At 55.6% G+C, this 24754-nt stretch carries 23 protein-coding genes; 14 read left to right on the forward strand and 9 right to left on the reverse strand.

Annotated features, from left to right (window positions below; translation table 11 throughout):
- Positions 1-75 precede the first annotated feature (75 nt).
- Together WJU22_RS18730 and WJU22_RS18735 are read left to right on the forward strand one after the other, a co-directional pair.
- The gene (locus tag WJU22_RS18730) at positions 76-933 is read left to right on the forward strand and encodes an AraC family transcriptional regulator (RefSeq protein ID WP_341839694.1); all 858 of its coding nucleotides are present in this window, start codon (positions 76-78) and stop codon (positions 931-933) included.
- Between the two features lie 79 nt (positions 934-1012).
- Positions 1013-1873 (forward strand): glycerophosphodiester phosphodiesterase family protein, encoded by an 861-nt coding sequence (locus WJU22_RS18735; RefSeq protein WP_341839695.1) that lies wholly within the window; start codon positions 1013-1015, stop codon positions 1871-1873.
- Here the strand turns inward: WJU22_RS18735 and rph are convergent.
- Both rph and WJU22_RS18745 read right to left on the reverse strand, forming a co-directional pair.
- Positions 1868-4468, reverse strand: coding sequence for a rifamycin-inactivating phosphotransferase (gene rph, locus WJU22_RS18740; protein ID WP_341839696.1), 2601 nt, complete (start codon positions 4466-4468; stop codon positions 1868-1870). The two genes, WJU22_RS18735 and rph, sit on opposite strands and share 6 nt — an antisense overlap.
- Before the next feature lie 68 nt (positions 4469-4536).
- Positions 4537-5022 (reverse strand): MarR family winged helix-turn-helix transcriptional regulator, encoded by a 486-nt coding sequence (locus tag WJU22_RS18745; RefSeq protein ID WP_341839697.1) that lies wholly within the window; start codon positions 5020-5022, stop codon positions 4537-4539.
- 400 nt (positions 5023-5422) lie between these two features.
- Here WJU22_RS18745 and WJU22_RS18750 point away from each other — a divergent pair, with 400 nt between their 5' ends.
- The 5 genes from WJU22_RS18750 (at position 5423) to WJU22_RS18770 (ending at position 12175) form a co-directional block, all read left to right on the forward strand.
- A complete protein-coding gene (locus WJU22_RS18750) occupies positions 5423-6154 on the forward strand; it encodes an Error-prone repair protein ImuA (RefSeq protein ID WP_341839698.1) in 732 nt (243 codons plus the stop codon).
- 1 nt (position 6155) lies between these two features.
- Positions 6156-7655, forward strand: coding sequence for a DNA polymerase Y family protein (locus WJU22_RS18755; RefSeq protein ID WP_341839699.1), 1500 nt, complete (start codon positions 6156-6158; stop codon positions 7653-7655).
- A 17-nt stretch (positions 7656-7672) separates the two neighbouring features.
- On the forward strand, positions 7673-10840 hold the full coding sequence (locus WJU22_RS18760; protein WP_341839700.1) for an error-prone DNA polymerase: 3168 nt from the start codon (positions 7673-7675) through the stop codon (positions 10838-10840).
- Positions 10841-10934: 94 nt separating this feature from the next.
- Positions 10935-11864 (forward strand): alpha/beta hydrolase, encoded by a 930-nt coding sequence (locus WJU22_RS18765; protein WP_341839701.1) that lies wholly within the window; start codon positions 10935-10937, stop codon positions 11862-11864.
- Positions 11865-11941: 77 nt separating this feature from the next.
- Positions 11942-12175 (forward strand): hypothetical protein, encoded by a 234-nt coding sequence (locus WJU22_RS18770; RefSeq protein WP_341839702.1) that lies wholly within the window; start codon positions 11942-11944, stop codon positions 12173-12175.
- On the opposite strand, the gene WJU22_RS18775 is transcribed toward WJU22_RS18770, so the two are convergent.
- Entirely contained in the window at positions 12172-12735 is a 564-nt protein-coding gene (locus WJU22_RS18775; RefSeq protein ID WP_341839703.1) for a DUF1003 domain-containing protein, read from the reverse strand. The two genes, WJU22_RS18770 and WJU22_RS18775, sit on opposite strands and share 4 nt — an antisense overlap.
- Positions 12736-12912: 177 nt before the next feature.
- Here WJU22_RS18775 and WJU22_RS18780 point away from each other — a divergent pair, with 177 nt between their 5' ends.
- From WJU22_RS18780 to WJU22_RS18790, 3 genes are all read left to right on the forward strand, one after another.
- Positions 12913-14088 carry a hypothetical protein gene (locus tag WJU22_RS18780; RefSeq protein WP_341839704.1) on the forward strand — a complete coding sequence of 392 codons (1176 nt, stop codon included), beginning with the start codon at positions 12913-12915 and terminating at the stop codon, positions 14086-14088.
- A 30-nt stretch (positions 14089-14118) separates the two neighbouring features.
- On the forward strand, positions 14119-14850 hold the full coding sequence (locus tag WJU22_RS18785; RefSeq protein WP_341839705.1) for an ATP-grasp domain-containing protein: 732 nt from the start codon (positions 14119-14121) through the stop codon (positions 14848-14850).
- A gap of 77 nt (positions 14851-14927) precedes the next feature.
- Positions 14928-15680, forward strand: coding sequence for a DUF72 domain-containing protein (locus WJU22_RS18790; RefSeq protein WP_341839706.1), 753 nt, complete (start codon positions 14928-14930; stop codon positions 15678-15680).
- Between the two features lie 38 nt (positions 15681-15718).
- Here WJU22_RS18790 and WJU22_RS27295 read toward each other — a convergent pair whose 3' ends face one another.
- Positions 15719-15856 carry a four-helix bundle copper-binding protein gene (locus tag WJU22_RS27295; RefSeq protein WP_425165458.1) on the reverse strand — a complete coding sequence of 46 codons (138 nt, stop codon included), beginning with the start codon at positions 15854-15856 and terminating at the stop codon, positions 15719-15721.
- Here WJU22_RS27295 and WJU22_RS18795 point away from each other — a divergent pair.
- Both WJU22_RS18795 and WJU22_RS18800 read left to right on the forward strand, forming a co-directional pair.
- Positions 15797-16081, forward strand: a complete 285-nt coding sequence (locus tag WJU22_RS18795) for a hypothetical protein (protein ID WP_341839707.1) — start codon at positions 15797-15799, stop codon at positions 16079-16081. The two genes, WJU22_RS27295 and WJU22_RS18795, sit on opposite strands and share 60 nt — an antisense overlap.
- A gap of 322 nt (positions 16082-16403) precedes the next feature.
- The gene (locus tag WJU22_RS18800) at positions 16404-18182 is read left to right on the forward strand and encodes a DUF4091 domain-containing protein (RefSeq protein ID WP_341839708.1); all 1779 of its coding nucleotides are present in this window, start codon (positions 16404-16406) and stop codon (positions 18180-18182) included.
- A 64-nt stretch (positions 18183-18246) separates the two neighbouring features.
- Here WJU22_RS18800 and WJU22_RS18805 read toward each other — a convergent pair whose 3' ends face one another.
- The 4 genes from WJU22_RS18805 to WJU22_RS18820 all read right to left on the reverse strand — a co-directional run bounded on the left by WJU22_RS18805 (position 18247) and on the right by WJU22_RS18820 (position 22132).
- Positions 18247-19050, reverse strand: coding sequence for a substrate-binding domain-containing protein (locus WJU22_RS18805; protein WP_341839709.1), 804 nt, complete (start codon positions 19048-19050; stop codon positions 18247-18249).
- Between the two features lie 130 nt (positions 19051-19180).
- A complete protein-coding gene (locus tag WJU22_RS18810) occupies positions 19181-19651 on the reverse strand; it encodes a DsrE family protein (RefSeq protein WP_341839710.1) in 471 nt (156 codons plus the stop codon).
- A gap of 5 nt (positions 19652-19656) precedes the next feature.
- Positions 19657-20679 carry a c-type cytochrome gene (locus WJU22_RS18815; RefSeq protein WP_341839711.1) on the reverse strand — a complete coding sequence of 341 codons (1023 nt, stop codon included), beginning with the start codon at positions 20677-20679 and terminating at the stop codon, positions 19657-19659.
- A gap of 331 nt (positions 20680-21010) precedes the next feature.
- Entirely contained in the window at positions 21011-22132 is a 1122-nt protein-coding gene (locus tag WJU22_RS18820) for a serine hydrolase domain-containing protein (protein WP_341839712.1), read from the reverse strand.
- A gap of 296 nt (positions 22133-22428) precedes the next feature.
- Between WJU22_RS18820 and WJU22_RS18825 the strand changes: the two genes are divergently transcribed.
- Positions 22429-22992, forward strand: a complete 564-nt coding sequence (locus tag WJU22_RS18825) for a hypothetical protein (RefSeq protein ID WP_341839713.1) — start codon at positions 22429-22431, stop codon at positions 22990-22992.
- A gap of 42 nt (positions 22993-23034) precedes the next feature.
- Here the strand turns inward: WJU22_RS18825 and WJU22_RS18830 are convergent, their stop codons facing one another.
- Positions 23035-24012 carry an AraC family transcriptional regulator gene (locus WJU22_RS18830; protein WP_341839714.1) on the reverse strand — a complete coding sequence of 326 codons (978 nt, stop codon included), beginning with the start codon at positions 24010-24012 and terminating at the stop codon, positions 23035-23037.
- A gap of 457 nt (positions 24013-24469) precedes the next feature.
- On the opposite strand from WJU22_RS18830, the gene WJU22_RS18835 reads away from it, so the two are divergent.
- Positions 24470-24715 (forward strand): hypothetical protein, encoded by a 246-nt coding sequence (locus tag WJU22_RS18835; RefSeq protein WP_341839715.1) that lies wholly within the window; start codon positions 24470-24472, stop codon positions 24713-24715.
- Positions 24716-24754: the final 39 nt, after the last annotated feature.

Consider the following 24754-nt stretch of genomic DNA (forward strand, 5'->3'; position numbering starts at 1 on the left):
TTTTAAGCAAATTTATACCAGTCAACGGGATGTTTACCAGTATATTTCTACCTAAATATTGTATAATTTCGCGCTATGCGCACGCAACAATTATATGAGCCATACGCATTCCAGGTGGAGACGCTGGATGAAATGCCGGAATTGATGCCCAACAAGCACTTTTTCGAACTGGTATATATCCTGTCTGGAACGGGCCGGCATTGCATCAACCAGCATACGTTCGATTATGGCGCCAATCATATGTTCCTCATCACCCCGCAGGATTGCAGCCGGATAGACATCGCGTCCACCACCACCTTTTTCATCCTCCGGTTCAGCAATATCTATCTCAAAACGAACGCCCTCACCCTGGAAAACATCCGGCGGCTGGAGTTCATCCTGCAGAATGCCAACCACAAACCCGGTTGCATCCTGAAAAACCTGGCCGATAAACAGCTCATCCGCCCTATGATCGAAGGCATCATCCGGGAGTCCGTAAACCAGGACCTGTACGACCGCGAGATCATCCACCAGCTCGTCAACAGCATCATCTTACTGGTGGCCAGGAACATCGCCAAATACCTCCCCGAAAAAGTGGACGCCAATTCGGAAGAAAAAATTCAGGACATCATCGGCTACATCCAGCAACATATCTACGAACCGGAAGCCCTGCGCACCGCGGCTATCGCACAGCATTTCGGGATGTCGGAAAATTACCTGGGGAAGTATTTCAAGAAGCACTGCAACGAAACGCTGCAATCCTACACCGCCAATTACAAACTTACGCTCATCGAGCACCGCCTCCGCCACAGCGACCGGCGGATCAACGAGATCGTGCATGAACTGGGGTTTAACGATGAAAGCCACCTCAATAAATTCTTCAAACAGAAAAAAGGCGTCAGTCCCCGGCAATACCGGCTGGAGCTGCAAAACGCCGCCGGCCATCCTTCTTAACAGGAATAAAACATTCCACGGCTAAACTTTCCCGAAAAAGTTCCGCATCTTGGGAAAAGAAACAATGCTTCGCGCTATCATGAAAACGATCCTCTTTTCCCTGGTGGCCCTTTTCGCCGCCCATACCTCCAACGCACAGACCTCCCGTGCAGACAGTATCCTGGCCGATTTCAGGAAAAATCCGGACCACGTACTGGTAGCCGCCCACCGTGCCGCGCATACGCACTTTCCCGAAAATTCCATCCCGGCGATCCGGGAAGCCATCCGCCTCGGGGTCGATATCGCCGAACTGGATGTGCAACGTACGAAAGACGGCGTTTTCGTGTTGATGCACGACCGCACCATTACGCGCACCACCGGCCAGCCGGGCTCCGTGGCCGACTATACGCTGGCCGAACTGCAAAAATTCCCGCTGCTCCATAACGGTCAACCGACGAAAGAACGCATCCCCACTTTCCGCGACGCGTTGCTGGCCGCGAAAGGCAACATATTGATCGATGTGGATTTTAAGGTAGACGGGATAGAAGCTGCGAAAGACTGCTTCGCCCTCATCCACAAAACCGGCATGGCGCCGCATGTACTTTTCTTCCTCTACGACCATCCCGATGCGGCCATCCTGGGTGCGCACGACGCCTTCATGCCCATCATGCCGCGTACCCGCGATGTGGCCAGCACGCATGAAACACTGGGCTATGGCAAGTTTCCGGCGCTTCATCTCGACGAGACGTTCTATTCCGACCGCCTGGCAGACAGCGTCCGCGCTACCGGCGCGCGGGTATGGATGAACGCGCTCGGCGAGTTCGATAAAAAGGAACAGGCACAGCGGGGCGCGGGGTTCGACAGCTTTTTCCAATCCTTTCCCCGCACCGGCATCGTGCAAACCGATTTGCCCGGCGAGCTGGTCGAGTATCTCCGGAAGAAGGGGAAACACCGTTTATAATATCTCGATAAACCCGTCTGTTCCGTTCACGCGGATCCGCTGCCCGTCCGCAATCAGGCGGGTAGCGTTGTCTACGCCCACCACGGCCGGTAATCCATATTCCCGGGCGATGACGGCGCCATGGGTCATGAGGCCGCCTACTTCGGTGACGAGGCCGCTGATGGCGACGAACAGGGGCGTCCAGCTGGGATCGGTGAACGTGGTAACGAGGATGTCGCCCGGTTCGAGGACGGCGGCTTCCATATCGAGGATCACGCGGGCGCGGCCTTCGATGGTACCGGAAGACACCGGCAATCCGGCGATGGCGCCTGCCGGGAGGTTTTCGCGACGGTAATTTCCCGTGAGCACTTCGCCTTCGGAAGTGATGACGCGCGGCGGCATGAGTTTTTCGTACCCGATGAAATCTTCCTTTCTTTTTTGAAGGAGATTTTTATCGATTTGACGGGTGCCAACCAATTCCCGGATTTCCTCCAGCGAACAATAGAAAATATCTTCCCTGTCCGCTAAAACCTTCGACTGCACCAGCTTTTCAGCTTCTTTCAGCAAAGCTTTCTTATACAGGGCATAATGGCTCACGATCGTGTATTTCGGGTATTCCCGGAAGCCGATGAGGTTACGCATGAGGCGGATCATACGATGCGTTTCGGCGGCTTTCCTGTCGCCGTCGGGCAAAGCGCGCAGTTTTTGGAGGAGGCGTTGCTCCATGTTTTCCGCTTCGCGGCGGCCCTGTTCGAACTTTTGCCGGGCGGCGCCGTGTGAAAAGGCGCGCACGTTGCCGAGCAGGATGGGGACCAGCGCCGCGGGGTGCTCGTGCCATCGGGGCCTGGTGATATCGATTTCGCCGGGGCATCGCATGCCGTAGGTTGCCAGGAAAGCCAGCAGGGCTTCGTGTACATGGTTGCCGCCTTTGAGCTGTAAAAGGGTGTCGGGAAATCCGTCCAGCTGGCCGCTTTCGAGGTAGTTGACGATTGCCGGATATGGGCGGATGGTGTCGGCCACGTCCATCAGCGCAAGGCCCATTTCGGAAGTGATGTTGTTGGGAACGGATTGGGTGAGCGTATCGGCCACGTTCGTTTCCCCGAGCCATTCTTTTATTTGGTCGTTGATCCAGTGCGTGGCGTTCATACCGGTCATCACCACGCCGAAAAAATCAGGGGAGGAGCGGCGCTCTTTCGCCCGGCGACTGTCGTCCACGATAAAATCGATCAGCTCCACGCCGGATTTCGTGGAGATGGTTTCCGCCAGTTCGGCGATGGCCTTGTTCCCGCTTTCCATGAGCGTCTGCACAATGGCGGGATCGTAGGTGTTGAGGGTTTCATAATCGGGCGGCTGGATGCCGGGGCCGGGAGCGGGGAGGGATTCGTTTTCGGGATCGGGGATGAAATTGCCGCGGTCGATGAGGGATTGAAGGGCGTCGCGCATGAGGGGGTCTGATTTCCCGAAAAGGTTGAGCATGAACGCGCGCCGGGGCGAAGTCAGCTCCGGCATCACATCCACGAAAATCCTGCCGCCGGCCGTGGCCATGGGCCTACCGGCGGTTAACATGAAGAACGATATGCCGAGGGGCTTCATCGCATCCGTCATCATTTGCTGGTGGCCGGTGGATAAATACACGCGATGGGAATCGTCGTTTTCTTCGGGGACCGGGTACAGCGTGGTGATGGGCCGGCTTTGTACGATGTAGTATTTCCCGCCAGCATAGCACCATTCGATGTCCTGCGGCGCTTTAAAATGCGCTTCGATCTGTTTACCGGTGCGCGCCAGTGCCAGGATTTGATCGTCCGTCAAAGCCTGTTCCCGCTGGTGTTCCGGGGAAATGGGCCGTTCTGCAGTGCCGCCGTTTTCCGAAGCGAATATGCCCAGTTGCTTGCTTGAAATACGCTTTTCCAATATCTGCCCGTCCCTGACCTTGTAAACGTCCGGGTTCACTTTCCCACCAACGAGTGCTTCGCCCAGGCCGAACCCCGCGTCGATAGACACCACTTTGCGGTTACCGGAAACCGGGTCGGCGGTGAACATGATCCCCGAAACTTCCGGGAAGATCATTTCCTGTACAACCACCGCCAGCAACACTTTCCGGTGATCAAAGCCTTGCTGCATCCGGTAAACGACGGCCCTTTCCGTAAACAACGATGCCCAGCATTTGCGGATGTTCGCCAAAATATCTTCGATGCCGGAGATGTTGAGGAACGAGTCTTGCTGCCCCGCGAAAGACGCCGTGGGAAGGTCTTCCGCCGTTGCGCTCGACCGTATCGCGAAAGCTGTTCCTGCGTTAAAGTCAGCCAGTTTTTTTGTTATTGCAGCGATGAGTTTTTCAGGTAGCGGCGCGTTTTCAATGGACGAACGTATCGCGGCGCTGATGCGGGCGATGGATGGGCGGTCGCCGGGTTGCACGCGTTCGAGTTCCGTAATGTCTTTTTTGATGTGCGCATTTCCGTCGATGAGGGATCGAAAGGCTTCCGTTGTGACACAAAAGCCCCGTGGTACGGTGATCCCTTCCATTTTCCCCAGTTCCCCGAGGTTCGCGCCTTTGCCGCCGGCCAGGGAGATCATCGATGCGTTGGTTTCCTGCAAATCGAGAAGGTTACTTTCCATTTGATCGTTGGGTTTTGGTAGGTGGATGATGGAGCGATTGCGTGGTGGTTTTCCGCAAAACGAGAAAGTTATTTTCCATCTGCTTTTTGTTTTTTGGCAGGTGGATGATGGAGCGATTGCGTAGTGGATTCCATGAGCGCGATCGCTTTTTCGAAGTAGGTGGCGATGACTTGCTGTTCTGCTTCCGAAAACGAAGCCAGCAGCGCGGTGGATTCCTGGCGAAACTCCCGGTACAGGGGTTCCAGGAGCTGCTGTATTTTTTGGGTGACGGGCTCGATGATCACTTTGCGGCGGTCGTTTTCCGCGAAGCGCCGTTTCACCAGTTTTCTTTTCTCGAACCGGTCGATCAGTCCTGTTACAGCGCCCGTGGTGAGCCCGGTCAAGGCAGACAGTTCGCCAGCCGTCATTTGTCCTTTCTGGATGAGGAAGCCCAGGTATTTATGGTCCGTCCCCGACAGACCGGCTTTACGGGCCACGGCTTCGTGCATTTGGATCGACGAAAAAGCAAAATGCTGGCTGAGTTTCCGGAGGATGGTGATATCGCCTGTTTCCATACTTTATCTTATTGAATTAATATCTTAGTTACTAAGATAATATTTTTGGATGTTAAAAGTCGGAGTGGAGGGATAAAATTTTGACCAAACCAACGGTTATCCGCTGCTTTCATTTGACATACAATCGTTTATAGCCCCAATCCTCGTTGTATGCAGACAGTAATCCTTCAGCCAGAAAATCCCAGAAGCCATTGCTGTGTTAAAACCCAAATCCCACAAACAACTTTGACATGCAATCGTTTATAACCCAATCCCCCGTTGCCTGCAACTAGTAATCCTCCAGCCCCAGAAATCCCCCCTGAAGACACTGCTGGGTTAAAACCCAATTCACACTAACAACTTTGAAATGCTAATTTTTTTAGTACTTTTGCTAAAGACTTACGCAAGCGATCATTGGTGCATGGAACCGGCAAAACAAGATATCATCCAGGATTTGCGGAGGGAAATCCTCCGGCTCCAGGGCTTAAAGGCAGCCACCACCGAAATCCCGGAAGATTTCGGCCTCAGCGCCATCAGCCATGTTTTCCCGCAGGGCGTTTTCCCGACCGGTGTGATCCATGAACTGACAACCGCCGAATCGCCCATGTCCGCCACCAGCGGCTTCGCCTGTTATTTACTGAGCCGCCTCATGCGCAGGGGCACCGTTTCCGCCTGGATCTCCACACACCGCACCTTATTCCCGCCCGCACTTGCCGGTTACGGCATCGAGCCAGACCGCATCCTTTTTATCGACGCCGCCAGCGGCCGCGATGCACTCTGGGCCATGGAAGAAGCCCTCCGCTGCGATCAACTGGCCGCCGTGGTCGGTGAAGTCCGCGACCTCGATTTCACCGCCTCCCGCCGCTTACAACTCGCGGTAGAGAAAAGCAAAGTCACCGGCCTGGTATTACGCCCTTCCGGCAGCAGGCTCGTTCAAAACGCCTGTGTTTCGCGCTGGCACATCTCCTCTCTGCCCAGCACACCTTCCTCCGGCCTCCCCGGCGTAGGCCACGCCCGCTGGAAAGTAGAGCTCCTCAAAATGAGAGGCGGCAAAACCGGGATGTGGGAAATGGAATGGACACCCGAAACCCTGCACATCCTTTCTCCGGCCAAAACACCGGTTACCGCAGACGAATGGAGGAAAATCGGGTAGCATGGAACAGCGGTACGTTTCAATATGGTTCCGTCACCTCCTGACGGACTGGATGGCCATCCGCACCCCGGCGCTCACCGGAACGGCCTTCGTATTCACTACCAAAGACAGGGGCAGGAACATGGTTTCCCACGCCAGTGCCACCGCACAATCCGCCGGCATCGCACCCGGCATGCTGCTCACGGATGCGCGGGCACGTGTAAACGCGCTACAGGATTTCGAATTGCCCGAAAACCAGGAAACGCACATCCTCCAAAAAATCGCCAACTGGTGCCTGCGCTTCACGCCCGCCGTGGCCCTGGACGCGCCCGACGGACTGCTATTGAACGTGACCGGCTGCGCGCATCTATGGGGTGGGGAAGCGGCTTACCTGTCTGATTTGATGGAAAAGCTCACCGCATTCGGGTACATCCTGAACGCAGGCATGGCACCTTCGCCTGGCAGCGCCTGGGCCATCGCGCGCTTCGGCTCCGCCAGTCAGATCATTCCCAATGGCGATCAGCTCAAAGCCTTGCTTGGCTTACCTCCCGCGGCATTGCGCCTGGAGCAGCACACCGTAAACCGCCTCTATCAGCTGGGCCTGGAACGGATCGAAGATTTCATCAAAATGCCGCGCCCCATGCTCCGCCGCCGGTTCGGCCCGCTATTGCTCACCCGGATCGACCAGGCGCTGGGCTACGAAGCCGAGCCCCTGACTTACATCCAGCCACCCGTTCCCTACAACGAGCGCCTCCCGTGCCTGGAGCCCATCATGACCGCCACCGGCGTCACCATTGCACTCGAGCGCCTGTTGGAACACCTCTGCGCACGCCTCCAGGCAGAAGGCCAGGGCCTCCGGAAAGCCACGTTGCTGGCCTATCGCATCGACGGTAAAACCATTTCCATCCAAATCACCAGCAACCATGCCTCCAGCCATGCCGCGCATCTGCTGCACCTGTTTTCCATCCGCATCCCGCAGCTGGAGCCAGGCCCCGGCATCGAAACCTTCGTTTTGCAGGCGGAGCGCGTGCAGCCCGTAGCATCCACGCAGGAAGGGATTTGGCGCAGCAACGGCGGCTTGCAGGATGTGGCGATCGCTGAAATGCTGGACAGGGTTACCGCCAAACTCGGCCCGAACGTCATCGGCCGGTACATGCCCCAGGCACAGCACTGGCCGGAACAATCGTACCGGGTTACCGACAGTCTTACCGACAACCCCTCCATCGCCTGGCCGGAAAAACTGCGCCCGGTCTCCCTGCTCGCAAAACCCCAGCCCATTACCGTCACGGCCCCGATCCCGGATTATCCGCCCATGCTCTTCATCATGAACGGAAAAATCCACACCATCAAAAAAGCCGACGGGCCGGAACGCATCGAACGGGCGTGGTGGACAGACGCCGGCGAACACCGCGATTATTACATCGTGGAAGACCACGAAGGCCGCCGCTTCTGGATTTTCCGGCTGGGCCATTACGATCCGGAAAAACCCGCCGGATGGTTCGTCCATGGTTATTTCCCCTGAACAAAAACTTTAACGGTATGGCATATACGGAATTACAGGTCACCAGCAACTTCTCCTTCCTGCAAGGGGCCAGTCACCCCGATGAACTGGTGGAGGAATCGGCGATCCTGAAATATAGCGCGCTCGCCATTACCGACCACAATACCATGGCCGGCATCGTGCGGGCACATACGGCCGCGAAGGCTTTCGGCATCCGGCTCATCGTGGGCTGCAGGCTCAACCTGACCGACGGGCCAGGCTTGCTGGCATTCCCGACAGACGCGGCAGCTTACGGCAATATCTCGACGCTGCTGTCTACCGGGAACATGCGCGCAGAAAAGGGGAGATGCGATATTGCGCGGTCGGACCTGGCGAAATATGCGAAGGGAAGCCGTTTCATCGTTATTCCCCCAGCTACCCTCAACCGCTCCTTCACCTTCGATCCCGTTTTCGAGCGGCAAATGGGCGATTACCACGATCTCCTCGGCGATCAGCTCTACATCGCCGCCAGCCATGGTTATATGGGAGACGACCGCAAGCGGATCTTCCGCATCCAGCAATTGGCGGGACGCTTCAAAGCGCCCATGGTGGCTACGAACGACGTCCATTACCATACTGCCGAAAGGCGCCAGTTGCAGGACGTGCTGACCTGCATCCGTAACAAATGTACCATCGCCACGGCGGGTTACCTGCTGCATCCCAACGCGGAGCGGCATTTGAAGACTTCCCGGGAAATGGAGCGCCTGTTCCGCCAATACCCCGACGCCATCGGGCGGACGCAGGAGATTGCCGAAGCGGCACGTTTTTCCCTCGACCAGCTCACCTACGTCTATCCCCGGGAAATCACGCGGGAAGGGCGTTCCCCGCAAGCGGAACTGGAAGTGCTGGCCTGGGAAGGCGCCCATGAACGGTATGGACGGATCATCCCCCAACAAATCCAGACCGACATCCGGAAGGAGCTGGATTTTATCGAAAGAATGGAATACGCGCCGTTTTTCCTCACCGTGTACGATGTGGTCCGATATTGCAAAGCAAATGGAATTCTTTGCCAGGGGCGCGGATCTGCAGCCAACTCCACCGTTTGTTTCGTAACGGGCATTACGTCTGTAGACCCCACCAAATTCTCCCTGCTGTTCGAACGTTTCGCATCCGCCGCCCGCCGCGAACCGCCCGATATCGATCTCGACATCGAACATGAGCGGCGCGAAGAAGTGATCCAGTACCTCTACAACAAATACGGCCGGCATCGGGCCGCCATCATCGCTACCGTTACCCAGCAACGCACCAAAGGCGCCATTCTCGATGTGGGCAAGGCGATGGGGCTTTCCACGGAAACGACCAGCAAGCTGGGCGGCCTCGTCCATGAAGAAGATGACGAACATGCCGGCGAAGCGGCGATGAAGGAACTGGGCCTCAACGCCAAAGACCCGCATTTGCAGAAAGTGCTCGCTATTACCCGGCAGTACGTGGGATTTCCGCGGCAATTGGGCCAGCATGTCGGCGGGTTCGTGATCACGGACGGCAGGCTGTCTGACCTCTGTCCCGTTTTCCCGGCGCGCATGGAAAACCGCAGCAACATCGAATGGAACAAAGACGATATCGATGAACTGGGCTTCGTGAAAGTGGACGTGCTGGCGCTGGGGATGCTGACCTGCATCCGTAAATCGTTCCAGCTGCTGAAAGCGCATTACGGCCGCGACCTTACGCTGGCCACCGTTCCGCAAGACGATCCGGCGGTGTATAAAATGATCAGTGCGGCGGATACGATCGGGGTTTTCCAGATCGAAAGCCGCGCGCAGATGTCGATGCTTCCGCGGCTGGCGCCAAAAACGTTTTACGATCTCGTGGTGGAAGTGGCGATCGTAAGGCCCGGGCCCATCCAGGGCAACATGGTGCATCCTTACCTGCGGCGGCGCATGGGCCTGGAACCGGTCAGATATCCGTCGCCGGAGCTGGAGCAGATTCTCGGGCGCACCCTCGGCATCCCGCTCTTCCAGGAACAGGCCATGAAAATCGCGATCGTGGCGGCGGGGTTCACGGCCGAGGAAGCAGACCTGTTGCGCCGCAGTATGGCCAGCTTCAAGGTGAACGGGACGTTATTCAAGTTTGAAAAGAAACTGGTGGAAGGGATGACTGCCCGCGGGTACGACCGCGAATTTGCGCAGAATATCTTCGAGCAGCTGAAGGGATTCGGGAGTTATGGTTTCCCGGAAAGCCACGCCGCTTCTTTCGCTTTGCTGGTCTACATTTCGGCCTGGATCAAATGCCATTATCCGGATGTGTTCGCCTGTGCTTTGCTGAACGCCCAGCCCATGGGCTTCTACGCGCCCGCCCAGATCGTTGCCGACGCGAAACGGCATGGGGTGGAGGTGTTGCCTGTAGACGTGAATATCTCCGAATGGGACAATACCCTCGCGCCCTCCAACGGAAAATACCACGCCATGCGCCTGGGCCTCCGGCAGGTGAAAGGCGTACAGCAGGCGGAGATGGATGTTATGATAGCGCACCGCAAAACCGGCTACCAGCGCGTTTCCCAGCTGCGGGACGCAGGCGTAAGCCAGGCCATGATCGAGAAGCTCGCAGAAGCCGACGCGTTCCGGTCTATCGGCATCGACCGGCGGCGCGCGCTGTGGGAGGCCGCGGCGTTGACAGACAGGCCCACAGGCATGTTCTCCGGTCAGGCCGTAGAAACGAAACCGGAATCGCAATTATCGCTGCCATTGATGACCGAAGCCCAGCACGTGGTGCAGGATTACGCTACCACCTCCCTTTCCCTCAAAGCCCATCCCCTGAACTTTTTACGCCCCCGGCTGGAGATGCTGGGGGCCGTCACTTCTGCCGCGCTAGAAGCCCTGGGCCAGGGCGCCTTCGTTAAGCTGGCGGGCCTGGTGCTGGTGCGGCAGCGGCCGCCCACCGCCAAAAACGTCACGTTTATTACGCTGGAAGACGAATCGGGAAGCTGCAACCTCATCGTGTATGAAGCCGTTTTCGAGAAGTTCAAACATGCGATTTTGCAGGCGGATTTGTTACTGATCGAAGGGAAAGTGCAGCGGGAACAAAAAGTGATGCACATCGTGGTGAGCGCGGCGCACGACATCAGTAAAATGCTGGCCGGCCTTTCGAAATCCGGGAAAAGGATGTACGATGGCGGCGGGGAAGAACGGCCGAAAGGGAAGGTGTTCCCCGGGTCGAGGGATTTCAAGTAAAGCTGTCGTTTTTAACCCTGTTAATTGTCGCATCTGCACAGTAACCAACAGGAGATAGTTCACGAGTTTTGTTGCATCATTTAAACGAAACTATATGAACAAGCACATCCTGGCCCGCATCGTCCTCATCCTCACGGTAGCGGCCGCCTCCTGCCAACAGGCCACGAAAGAAAACCCGGCCGGTACATCCAAAGACACTACCACCCAACAACAACCGCTTCAGCCCGCCGACAGCGGATTTGCGGACGTCAACGGCATCAAAATGTATTATGAGGTGTACGGAGAAGGGAAGCCCATCGTGCTGCTGCACGGCTCTTTCATGAATATTCCCCTGAACTGGGCGCATATCATCCCATTGTTGAAAGACCGCAAGGTGATCGTCGCCGAAATGCAGGGCCATGGCCGCACCAAAGATACCGACCGCGCATTCAGCTATGAAAACATGGCAGACGATGTTTCGGGCCTCCTTAAACATTTGAAGATCGATAGTGCCGATGTGCTGGGATACAGCATGGGCGGAGGGGTCGCGTTCCAGATGGCGATCCGCCACCCCGAACAGGTGCGCCGGCTCATCGTGGTTTCCGGATCGTATGCGCACGACGGCTGGTGGCCCGATGTGGAAGCCAGTTTCGGAACGATGACGGCGGATATGTTCAAGGGAAGCCCCATCGAGCAGCAATACCTCGCTTACGGCAATGATTCCACCAAATTCCCGGCTTACATCAAAAAAGTGCTGAGCGCCGACCTGAACAATTACGACTGGTCGAAGGAAGCGAAAAGCATCAAAGCACCGCTGTTCTTCGTGATCGGCGATGCTGACGGGATCCGTTACGAGCATGCGATCGAGCTGTTCAAAGCGAAAGGCGGCGGAAAGATGGGCGACATGCACGGCCTGCCCCAATCGCGCCTCGCCATCCTGCCCGGCACCACGCATATCGGGATGATGCAGCGCACCGGATGGCTGATCCCCATGGTGACGGATTTCCTGGATTCCGACCTGGATCCCACGCCGCCGACGTTCTAAATAATTGTGGAAAAAATATTGACCGTGATGGGCCGGAATCCAGCTGAAAACCCCAGTGTTTTCGGCACTTTTGGCCCATGACGGTCATTCGTTTTTCAGCTACTTTCGGACATGAGATCAAAACCGTGGAACTCAAGGAAGTTTCCGGGACGGGCGGGCTTTGGTTCCTGCTGATCGACAACTTTTACGTCGCTTCCTTCAGGAAAAACGCGGCCACCTGGGAATGCGGTTTCCAGGACCCTCCGGGCTGGGTGACCTCTGCCGACATGCAGGTCTTATGCGACATGATCGCTTCAAACCCTTCCTGCTAGCGCGATTTCGCTTCCATCTTCTCTATTTTCGTCATTAATTCCTTCAGCAGCGCGAGTTGCGCTTCCTGCGATTTGTAGAGTTCCTGCACCTGTTCTTCCAGGAGGATGTCGATTTTCTGGTGAAGGCTGCGGATCTCCAGTTCGGCTTTCAGGTTCACGAGATAATCGTTCTCGTTCCGCATGCGGTCTTTTTCCTCCTGCCGGTTCTGGCTCATCATGATGATGGGCGCCTGCAGCGCCGCGATGCACGACAGCACGAGGTTCATGAGGATGAAAGGGTAGGGATCGAACCGGTCCGACAGCGGGCTTAGCACGTTAAAAAGTACCCAAAGCACCAAAATCACCGCAAAAGAGCAGATGAACGCCCAGCTGCCGCCGAAGCGGGCCACTTTATCGGAGATCCGTTGGCCGCGGGAGAGGATTTCCTTCGGCGGATGCAGCAGGTTATTGACGATCAGTTCTTCTTCCTCCATCGTTTTCTGGACGATATCGTGAAGCTTCTTAACCTGTTCGTTGCTCTGGCCGATCATGCCGGTGATTTCTTTTTCAACCTGTTCCATAGTTCGGGGGTTAGTGAGGTGTTTCTCAAATGTAGGAAATCTGCCGTATCGCCGCAGCCGATTTGGCCGCCTGCCCGAAATTTCGTAATATTTGTGCGTTGCAGCCCCGATAACAAGCCCCATTTTCCAAACAGGCAGGATCAAGCCCCGCATTTCTTTCCATCCATCGTTCCTGACATGAAAAACAACCCCGCCACCGCTACACCGCAGGTACAACCGAAAACGCCCGCACCGTTCTTTCCGGCTGCAGGTGCATCCTTTTTCGCGCCCGCCGCACCCGTTGCGCCGCAAGCCCAGTTGCTGCAGCGCGTTCCTGAAGATACGGGCGCCATGCACGAAGGCATCGCGGAAGAATACCGCCGCTCGCACGGGCTAACGGACGAAGACGGGCTATCCACCGCCGAGATCGTTTATCACCTGAGCGACCCCGTGTACGTGCTGAACCACGACGCCTGGACTTCCCGCAATTATTCCGCTACCGTACAGGCCTGGCAAGACAGCCGGCCGATCTGGCCCGTATTGAACAGCCCCTCCACGAAGATCAATTTCCTCCGGTTCATCCTTCATTTCGACCAAACGAACTGCCGGCCGTACCGCACTGGCAGCGGCAGTTCGGGCGGGAGCTGCGAAGCTACGGCCACCGCGCTGCAGACTTTCGAGAACGTCTGCCAGGGCTTTGCTACGCAGATGTATGCCCGGTACACATCGGCTGCCCGGATGGACGAAGCCACGACGGCGCGGATGTCGTCGCTCGCGCAGATAGACGTGGGCTCCGTGCCACAGAAGTTCCACATCCCCATTTTCATCGCCACCGTTCCGGGACATGCCTTCAACGCCGTACAGATCGCCGATAACCCCGCTGACATTCATTCCTACGTGTTTTTCGAACCGCAGAACGACCAGATCATGACGGCCGACGACCCGCAACTCCGCTCCAGCATCTACGCCACGGCGGGCACGTTTACCCTGAGCCGGCTGACCGGTTTCAACGAACGGGGGCAATACGAGCAGGAATCCACGCACACTTTCATCATGGACGCCACCAATACATTTACGGGGCTCCTGTTGCGGGCAGACCAGCGCATGCATGTGAACCGCTTGCTGCGGGATATTTTCATGGTGGAAGACCACCATGCCTGGACCTTCCTGCAAAACGAACGGCCCGGCACTACGATCGATACCGTGGTGCAGGAAACGATCCGCGGTATGCCGGACGATACGCTGGCGATGATATTCCCCTTCCTCAACGGCCGGCAATTCCGCAGGAGCAGCAGCGGTGCGATGGAAACGATCGACAGAACGGTGTACCTGGGTTTGATGAACAGGCCTGGGCTGGAGGGGTTGATACATTGAATCAGAAGGGAGGATTGTTATCTTAGCGGCATGAAAGCGTACATCCAGACAGCCGCACAACATCAATGCTCCAACGCCAACTCATATGCCGCCTATGATGGTTTTCAGCAGTTGGGATGGGAAACCGTATTTTTCAGGGATGCGGCGACGATTGCCGATAACGAGCCAGAAAATGTAGTGGTAGGCAATATTAGCGATGTGCATGCATCATTGCGGAAGTTCAATATCGAAGTGCCAGCTCCACTTGACTATCCCGATTCCCTGCAAGCGTTCCTCGGACGGAAGATCTGGGTTTCCACCATGCATGCGGTGGCGAAGGAGACATCTTTCAACGTATTCATCAAACCATTGCACCGGTCGAAGTCCTTTACGGGAAAGTTGATTTCCTGCGAAAGGGATTTGATCGGCTGTTACGATTACCAGTCAGACATGGACATTCTCTGCGCCGAGCCCGTTCATTTCCTGGCGGAATGGCGCTGCTTCGTCCGGTATAGTACGATACTCGATGTCCGCCGTTACCGCGGCGACTGGCGCCTACATTTCGATCCGGCCGTCATTGAAAACGCCTTGCATAGTTACCATAACGCACCAAAAGCATTTGCGCTCGATTTCGGCGTAACCGACAAGGGCGAAACGCTGTTGGTGGAAGCCAACGACGGTTATTCGCTGGGCGCATACGGATTGCCGGCGCTGGATTATGCAAAATTGTTGTCGGCCCGGTGGGCGGAGCTAACGGGTACCAGGGATTATGCGGATTTTTAAGCCCCCGCTGTTCCATTCTCACGCCGATTTTCATTCCGGAACCCTTTTTGCTGCAATTCCCTACAAACCAGCCCGTCATGAAGGAAAAGCAGACAGGAAAATTCCATTCCGGCACCAGCGGCCTCGTGCTGCCCGTCCCCAATAAACAGGCATTCCCGCCCGAATTCCGTGATAAAACAAGACTGGCATATTACGGATCCCTCTTCAACAGTATCGAGATCAACCGTTCTTTTTACACCGTTCCCATGGCGGGCACCGTGAAACGTTGGGTGGAAGAAGTTCCCCGGCATTTCACATTTACCTTCAAACTGTGGCGCGGCATCACCCATGTGAAAGACCTGGCCTACCGCGATGAAGACGTGCATCGTTTTATGCAGGCCATAGCGGGAGCGGGGGAGAAGAAGGGCTGTTTGCTGATACAGTTGCCGCCGTCGATCGGGGTGGATCATTTGCAGAAAATTGAACGGTTGATCCATTTGGTGCAGACGGAAGGTTCTGGTTGGAAGATCGCGCTGGAACTGCGGCACGCGTCCTGGTATAACGCAGAAACATTTGCCATGGCGGATAACATGGGATGCAGCATCGTGTTGCACGATATGCCCCGGTCGGCCAACGAGCGACTGAATCCCGCGGCGCCATTCGTTTATCTGCGCTTTCATGGCCCTGCGGGTGATTACAAAGGCGGGTACGGCCCCGCCCACCTGCGGTTCCGTTGCCGTCAGATCCGTGCCTGGCGGCGGGAAGGGAAGGAAGTATTCGTTTATTTCAACAATACCATCGGCGATGCGATCCAGGATTTGCTCGCGCTGAACCGGATGGTGGAACGGTGAATCGTCCGGTGCATTACAACAATTCGGGCAATTTCTTCCTAACGTTCGTTCATCGCACGACAGGCATCCGAACAACGCCTACAAATGCGTGCACATTCCCGGCAGTGCTCGTTGTCATGCTTTTCGCATTCGTCCGCGCAGGTTTCGCACATATCCGCGCAAATGGTACAGATCATGGTGGCCTGGCTGCTGCCGAGGCTCATCAATTGTGCGGCAGCGTAGCAGATGGCCGCGCATTCCATATCGAGCTGGATGCACCGCGCCATGTGCGCAACATCGGGCGACTGCGTAGCTGCGCTTGCGCAATGATTGCAAACGGCCGCGCATTGCAGGCAGAGATCGATGCATTCCTTGTTTTCGTGGTAACCGGACATATGCTTGCGTTTTGGTGGATTGAATAGTCACCGCGAAAACAGTACCAGCAACAGCCACACGTATGCAACTAATTGCAAACCTGCATATTAAGATTATCAATCAAACAGCAGGGAAGGAGCATGTGAGGATTTTTCGCGACACTCCGGGCATGGCCGTATTATTTATGCTTTGCCTTTGCGGCAGTTAGCTTTTTTTAAAAACCTCTCCGGCGGATACGTGCATGGCATTTATCCCAACCAACAACGCTCATCGGTAAAATCTTACCGCCAATCGAAATCAATTGTAATAAAAAACAAGTTTTATTAGCTTTAAACGAAACTTCATCCAATTATTTACCAATTTAATCTAATGAACGCAAGACGACAGATGTACCGTTTTATTTGCTTCGGCGCCCTCACAGCGGTGGCCACAGCAGGTTACAGCCAGCAGCAATGGGATAAGGGACAAACATTCATCGAAGCACCAGACCCCGTCAAGGGCAACGAAGCAGCCTGGCATTCCGTAAAATCCGGTCTGCACAGCTCTTTCGCTTCGCTCGATAAGCGATACCCCAAATCTGAGGTACCCGCGGTCAAAACCTCCAGCGCCATCAAGCTCAAAGGCTGGAAAGGCGAGCGCATTTCTGCACAGATCGTACTGTGGACGGGCGATTCCATCTCCAACGTCAAAGTACAGGTAGGTGATTTCATCGCCAAAAACGGCCAGCAACTCGGCCCCATCGGCTACGCACGGTTCGAAAGGTACGTGATGACCGACGAATACGGTCCCGGTTGCGGCTACCGCAAGAATGGCGACTTCCCCGCATCGCTTTCACCCGATATGCTGGACGATCTGTCGGCCTTCAGCCTCGAGAAAAACAAAACCCGCCCGGTTTGGATCACGATAGACGTACCGGCGAACGCAGTCAAAGGCACCTATTCCGCGAAAGTGTCCATCACTTCCGACAAAGGCAAAAAACAGGAACTGAGCATCGCCCTCGATGTGATCGACCTCGTGCTGCCGCCGTCTTCCGACTGGAAGTTCCATCTCGACCAATGGCAGCACCCCTCCGCCGTGGCCCGCATCAATAATCTGCCCATGTGGAGCGACGCGCACTTCGAAGCCATGAAACCGCAGATGAAAATGCTCGCCGACGCCGGACAGAAAGTGATCACCGCCACGCTGAACAAAGACCCCTGGCACGTACAAACCCTCGATCCATATGCCGACATGATCATCTGGACGAAAGAAGCGAACGGCGCCTGGTCGTACGACTACCGCGTATTCGACCGGTGGATCTCCTTCATGATGGACCTCGGCGTCCGCCAGATGATCGACTGCTACTCCATCGTTCCCTGGAACAACGAAATCCATTATAAAGACGCCAAAACCGGCAAGTTCATCGACGTAGTAGCCAAGCCCGGCACCGAAACTTTCCGGGTGATGTGGGAACCGTTCCTGAAAGATTTCGCCAAACACCTGAAAGAAAAAGGATGGCTGGACATCACGAACATCGCACTGGACGAACGGAACAAAGACGAAATGGGCGCCGCGTTCGACCTCATCGCCAAAGTGGCGCCGGAACTGGGCGTTGCGTATGCCGACAACCAGCAAACCTACAAACGCTACACCAACAGCGATAACGTGAGCACAGCCGTGCAGCACCCCATCGATCCGAAAGACCTCGCGGAGCGCCGCGCCAAAGGCCTGAACACGACATTCTACGTTTACTGCGGCAACCGCTTCCCCAACCAGTTCACCTTTTCCGCGCCCGCGGAATCCGCTTACATGGGCTGGTATGCCGAAGCAGCAGGGTACGACGGCGTATTGCGCTGGGCATTCAATTCCTGGGTAGAAAATCCGCTGGTGGAATCCCGGTTCCGCACCTGGCCCGCAGGCGACACGTACATCGTATATCCCCAGGCCCGCAGCTCCATCCGCTATGAGCGCATGATCGAAGGCATCCAGGATTATGAGAAAATCCAGATCGTGAAGAAAAAGCTCGAAGAAAAGAACGACACCGCACGCCTGAAAGCCCTTCAGACCGCGATCGCCAAACTGAGCGACATTAAAAACACCCGCTGGAACGAAGACCTGAACGCAGCGAAAGCCTTGCTCGACGAAGCATCCGCTTCCCTGACAAAGTAATCCGCAACCAGTTGAAATAACAACAAAGGGAGCCAACGCGGCTCCCTTTGTTGTTTCAGGATCATCATCCTCCGGTCGTAAAACCATACTTCCGGTAAATCCCCCGGGCGGTTTCGCTGGTCAGGAACCGCATGAAATCCCCTGCCGCCTGTTGATGGGGCGCGTTTTTCAACTGGCCGGCCATATAAGTGGCCCTGATATTTTCCTGGTCGGGCACCGTCACCATGTCTACCGGGTGGCCGATCATGCGCTGATAGTGCGCTTCGGAGTACCAGACCGGGCCCGCATCGCTGGTGCCATACAGCATGCGCATGGGCGTCTGGCGGTGGTGGATCTGCGTCAGGTAAGTGGAACTGTCTGTCACTTTATCTTTCATGATCTTGTCCTTCAACGTGGTACCGCCCGCTTTCACGTACGCTTCCTCGATCCGCCGGCCGATCCCTTCCCAGGCAGGGTTGGGCATGCTCACGCGGACGTCTTTCCGGGCGAGGTCTTTCCATCCATGGATGCCCTTGGGGTTGCCTTTGGCCACCATGATGGCGAGTTTGTTGTAAGCGTAGGTAACGGTATCCGAGAATTTATCCGCCATCTGATCGATGCGGGTTTTGCCGGCAGTGTAAACGTCGGGTTGCAGGGTGATGCGCATATTCCCGATCGTGATCGATCCGCCTTCGATCTGTCTGGCGAGGATCCCGGGCGGGAGGGTTTCCGCGAAAATCCGCTGGTATTGCGGATGCGCTTTCTTGAAAGCCGCCAGCAGATCGTCTATCACCATAAACTGGTTCCCCGCGAAGAAGATGACGAGCTGGGGATCGTTGATATCTCCGAACAGATCGGGCACATTATCGACGCCCGGCACGGTGAACATGACTTTACTTTCCGGGGTGTGTTCCAGGGCGGATCGAACCGGTATTCCTGGGCAAAGGCGTGGCCTGCGGCGGCCGTCAGCAGTGCGGCCGCCGTTATTTTCCGTATGTATTTTCGCATGATTTTTTCTTTTATGGTTTGATGACAGACCAGCCTTCCGCCTGGCGGATGATCAGTTCGCCGTTGCCGCTGGGAACGAGGGCGATGAAATCGAATAACAGGTTACGGTCTATTTTACGTTCGCGGAGGGTATTGCTGCACTGGGCAACGATGACGCCTTTCTCCGCCAATGCCTTGATGGGCTCCTGGTATTTGCCCGACAGCAGGTAGGCGTCCGTACCGCCGCTGAAGGCCACCAGCTCCACTTCCAGCTTGCCGGCGAGGCGAGGGTCGGTGAGGGCGTTGTTGATGTTGCGGATCGTTTTCTCGATGATCTTCGGGTCGTTACTGTCGAGCTGATAAATGACACGGTACTTCTTGCCGTTCGCTTTGGCGCCCGTGTACGCCGCGTTCTTCTGCAAAACGGGTGAATTTTCCTGCTGCGCCATCGCTGTTCCCATACACAGGCCGAAACCCAGGAAAAGCATTGCCAATTGTTTCATAATTCTCATTTTGATGTGTGATGATTTGCTTTCCAAACTTCCCGCGCAATCTCGATCGGGCCGAACGGACCGTACTTATGCTGCTCCTCCGTAAAGGAATCTATATACGGGCCAAACGGGTAATCTACGGGCTTTTTTTCAATGTCGTGCCAATCTGCCCGCTGATCTTTGTGCGGACGGGGCTGGCTGTTGATGAACGCGGCCACGTCCCACGCTTCTTCGACGGTCAATAATGGCTGGTGGTAATCCACGCCGTGGGGCATGTTGTTCCGCACGAAACCCGCCATATTGCTCAGCCTGTGAAGACCGGCGCCGTCGTTGAAGCTATGCGGCCCCCAAACGGGCGGATAGGTGTAGCCGGATGCGTCGGCGTTGAATTGGCCTTCTCCATTGGCACCATGGCAGCGTTGACAGTTGGCGCTGTAAACGAGTTGTCCGGCTGTGGGGGAGGCGGGGCGTTTCAGATAGGGGAGTTTCGCCAGGCGGGTGCCGCCGCGCACGGTGCCTTTCGGGAGGTCTTCGCCCAGCCAGCGGATGTAGGCGTTGATGGCCTGCATTTCGCGGGTGGAGCTATCCATCGCGGAACCGTTGAGACTGCGCTCCATGCAATCGTTGATACGGTCGTAGATAGACTGTACGCCGTTGTTGCGCGCCCGGAACTGGGGGTAAGTGGCGGCCACTTTCCCGAAGTTGTTGCCGAAGGGAATGGTGCCGCCTGCGAGGTGGCAATGCTGGCAATTCATGCCGTTGGTGATACGGCGTACCGTGCCGTTGGGACCCAGGTACTTCGATGTGTTTTCGATGAGCTGCGCGCCGTACCAGATCAGTTCTCCGGGCTCCGTGCCCCGGGGGATCTGGTATTTATTCCATCCCCGCCAAACGGTGTCTGCAGGCAGGGAGGCTTTGTAGGCGGCGATTTCACGGTCGATCGCTAATTGTTTACTGTGGCTTTTTGCGTATTCACTGCCGGCAACGATCGTGGCGATCAGCATGATCGAGCCCGGCAGCCAGGAATGCTTCATCATCATGGTTGCGTTTTTGTTGCATACAATTGCAGGTGGGTTACTGAAAGAATGGTCAACAAACGGCGCCGTGTCGAATGGTCAGTTTCCTTTTATCCTGATTTCCGTATTGCAAATATGTATTGCAATTGCATAGAAAGGAAATGACTAATTGCAATCCCCCATAACCAGAAGTTATTGATTCCCAGAAAATACCGCACGGGCAACGGTTACACGAAAATGCCGATCATCAAAATAAATGACGTAAGCACCGGGAAAGGCCGATGCTGCGATCCGATCTATAAAAAAGGTGGCCACAGCGCCACCTTTTTTTATTGTGCAGTTAGTGTTGGATATGTTACGGACGGGCCTTTTCTGTCACCAGGGCTACAAGTTCCTTCTCAAGGTCTTTGCGGTTGGCAAGACTGTTCGTGAGTATGATAAAGCCGGATTTCAGGGTAGGGAAGCAGTCCAGCGAACTGCGGGAGCCGCCTGTTCCCCCGGTATGTTCCAGCATGGGGTGGCCATCCGGCGAAGTGGGCAGGAACCAGTTCAAACCCAGGCTTTCCTTTTCTGAGGTATAGGTGGGTTGATGGGACAGGGCGATGGCGGGAGAAGCTGCCGAATTGTTGGCCCGCAGGTACGCCATCAGATCGCGGGTGGTGGAACGGAGCGACCCCATGGCCGGAAGGTACGCCATATCCCACAGGGGCACCGTTTCCCGGCGATCGTTGTGCGGCCATGCGATGGCGCTGGCGGGAACGCCCGACACATCGATGCGGGTGCTTTTCATGCCCAGCGGCTGCAGGATGTTTTTCGATACCAGCGCAAACCAGGACTGGCCGTAGGCGTCTTCCAGCATCGTTCCCAGTAAAGCTGCGCCCATGTTGGAATAGGAGGATATTTTCCCGGGGAAGGTATCCATCTTCATGGCGTGAAGGCCTTCGTACAGCATGGCGCGGGTATAGTCGTGCAGGGGATTGAGGGAATCGTAAGCGGGCCGGTCCCACAGGTTGCGGAAAATCCGCGTTACGCGGGCGGTATGATTGCTGAGATCCCTCACCCGGATGGGGACGCCCTCGAAGGTCAGGTTAGGCCATTGGCCGGGGAGGTATTTGCGGATATCGTCGTCCAGTGCCAATTTTTTGTCCAGCACGGCTTGCGCCAGTAAAATGCCGGTGAAGGTCTTGGTGATGGAACCGATTTCGTAGATCGTATTGTCTGTAGGGAGCTGGTGGTTACCCACTTTGGTTTCGCCGTAATTGTAGAAATAGGGTTTGTCGTTGATGAGGATGCCCAGGGAAAGCCCTACCACCCGCTCATCCTTCAAATATCGCTGTACGCGCTGGTCTACCGCGGAATCCAACCCCGAGCGCATCGGGTTGTCCGACGCAAAACGGGGCGTTTGGGCAAGGGCGGGTTGCGTCAACAATAATATCATCACCGTCACAAACATGGGCCGTAAACAGGAGAAATACATAGGAAATTTTGGGATTAAGATGCAACGCGGCCCCATTTGCACACGCACTCCCGGCAAATTATGTCCCATCAAGATAAATATCCTGAAAAAAGAAGGTTGGCGGTCTTTCCTTCGTCTCATGTTCGTTTCTCGTTCGTTCCTCCTATAGTCAAAACAGGAAAAATCTCCTTTCCTGCACACTTTTTGTCCTTTCCTGCAAGTCATTTCACAAACAAGCTTGCGAACTTTGGAGGTACAAATGAATCCGTAAAGCTGCCGTACTCCGGCGGCTATTTTTAACCCTAAATCCATATTCTATGGCAAAAACCACAGACAATGTACTCCTCCATGGCGTATCCGGCACCTTCGGCGGACAAATCGTTTTCCGGCAAAGAATGGGACAATCCATCATGTGCAAGCCTCCCAAAAAATCGGACATTCCGCCGACGCCTTTGCAATCGGCTGTGAGGGAACGTTTTCAGATGGGCGTTCAATATGCGCGTTCGGCTAAAAAAGACCCGGAAATATATGCCGCTTACCGGGCAGCGGCGAAGAACGGGCAATCCGCCTACAACGTGGCGCTGGCCGATTGCTTCAATGCGCCCGAGATCCGCGAGATCGATACGAAGGCGTATGCGGGCAAGGCGGGCGATAAAATCCGCATCCGCGCAACCGACGACTTCCTCGTGAAAAGCGTGCAGGTGTATGTGTTGTCGCCCGACGGAACGGTATTGGAGGAAGGCGCGGCCGCTGCGAACGGGAACGGGCTGGATTGGTACTTCTCCGCGAAGAAGGCAAACCCCCAGCTGAACGGTTCCAGTATCCGCGCGGAGGCGGCCGACCTGGCGGGCAATGTGACCCTGCAGGAGATTACTTTGTAAGCGGCGATTTCAGGCATGAAGCCCTTCCGGACCGGGAGGGCTTCATCCATTCCGGTACGAAGCGGGGGAGCGGCCGGTTTGGGCGTGGAAGGCGCGGATGAACGCAGACACGTTCTCATAGCCTACTTCCCCCGCGATTACGCGGACGCTGGCGTTGGTTTCCAGTAGCAGCTGCCGGGCCTTGTTGATGCGGAGTTGCGCGAGATAATCTTTCAACGTGATGCCGAAAGCATGGCGGAAGCCTTCCGAGAGTTTCCTTGGATGAATACAAACGGCGCGGGCGATCTCATCCCGGGTGTAGTGGCGGGCGATATCTCCGGCAATGAGGCGAAGGGCCTCATGCAGGGCTTCGAGATCCGCTTCGGTGAAGTGGTAGCGCGAGCGGAAATCCATATGGTGGCCGCTCCAGACGGCAACGTATTCCAGCAGGAGGTCGTTGAGGCGGGCGCGGAGGAAGGTAGGCTGCTGGTCGGCCGGGAGCGTGCAGTGGCAGATATCGTCGAGGGTGCGGCGGATGGTTGGCGTGATCCGGGCGGAGTATTGCTGAAGGCCTGCATCGCTGCTGTGCCGGGCGTTGTGGTACACTTCGCGGATGGGCTGGTGGCGGGAGCTCAGCTCTTCGAGCATGCCGGGGTGAAGGTTGAATTGCAAGACGTCGGCTTCGCCGGAAGGCAGCTCAACGGGATGGCTGCCTTCGGGCACATAATAGAGATAATGGCAATCTTCATGTAGCCAGGTGTGGCCGAACCCCTTGAGCTGGCTGGGGACATTGCCTTTTAGCATGTAGGTGAGGGTGATGATGGGCTTGTCGGTAGTGGCGTTGATGCGCAGGGGCATGTTGTGGCGGAAGGTGTGGCGAAACGCTGCGAAGTCTTTTCCGCTAACGGACTGGGTACAAATTTCTCCGAAGGCGCCGCTGATTCGGGTGAGTTGGGCGTTGCGGAGGAATGGAGGCAATTGAAAGCTGGGTTGATCGTTACTGATAGCAGGTGCGAATGCGGGAGGAATAATGAAATGCATGGGTTATGCAGGTTTTGGTGAATGAATATGGGGTATCCGGTTGAATGTGCTTTCGGGGTGTATGCCGTTCTGGTTGGGTTATTTAACGCGGCGAATATACGAACAATTATTTTATAATTAGGAACACTAACTAGTTTGCGATTCTCCGAATTTCGGAGATATTCTCGGTAAAATAATTCGCTCTAAAAATGATTTGTATTTTCCTTTTCAATAGTTTCGCTTTATCAAATCATAGCGAATTTATTCATAGCTGATTTTTTAATTTTCTCTAATCGAAACCTAGGAAATTTCAACATGGAGGAAATGAGAAAAAGGCTTGTACCTTTACGGTGCGGGCCCTTCTCGTTCCCATGTGGGCTTCCTAGGGCCTCGGTTAGGCGAGTTGGGTTCCGCACCATTTAATTGGAGCGCCCAACTTCATACAAAACCATATCGTTCACGCCAAAACGTTACAAGTATGAAGCCACAAGCCTCCCGGGAAGTACCCGCCAGTGAATCCGCCATTCAGGATTTCCTGGAAAGTTATCCTTCGCCGCAACAGGCACGCAAAGTTCTTTGGGAATTATTGATCGCCGCCATGGGTAGCCAACATGCCGACATGTGGACGCAGGAAGTCCGGGCCAACATGGTATTTTTCACAGAGCAATGCGGCGAGTTGATCGAAGCCATGCATGCCCGGTTCCGCCCTCAACTGAATTCGTAATTGCAGCGTGTTTGTTACGCCCCCGCCGTGTTGATGCAT

The sequence above is a fragment of the Chitinophaga caseinilytica genome, assembly GCF_038396765.1.
Lineage (GTDB): Bacteria > Bacteroidota > Bacteroidia > Chitinophagales > Chitinophagaceae > Chitinophaga > Chitinophaga caseinilytica.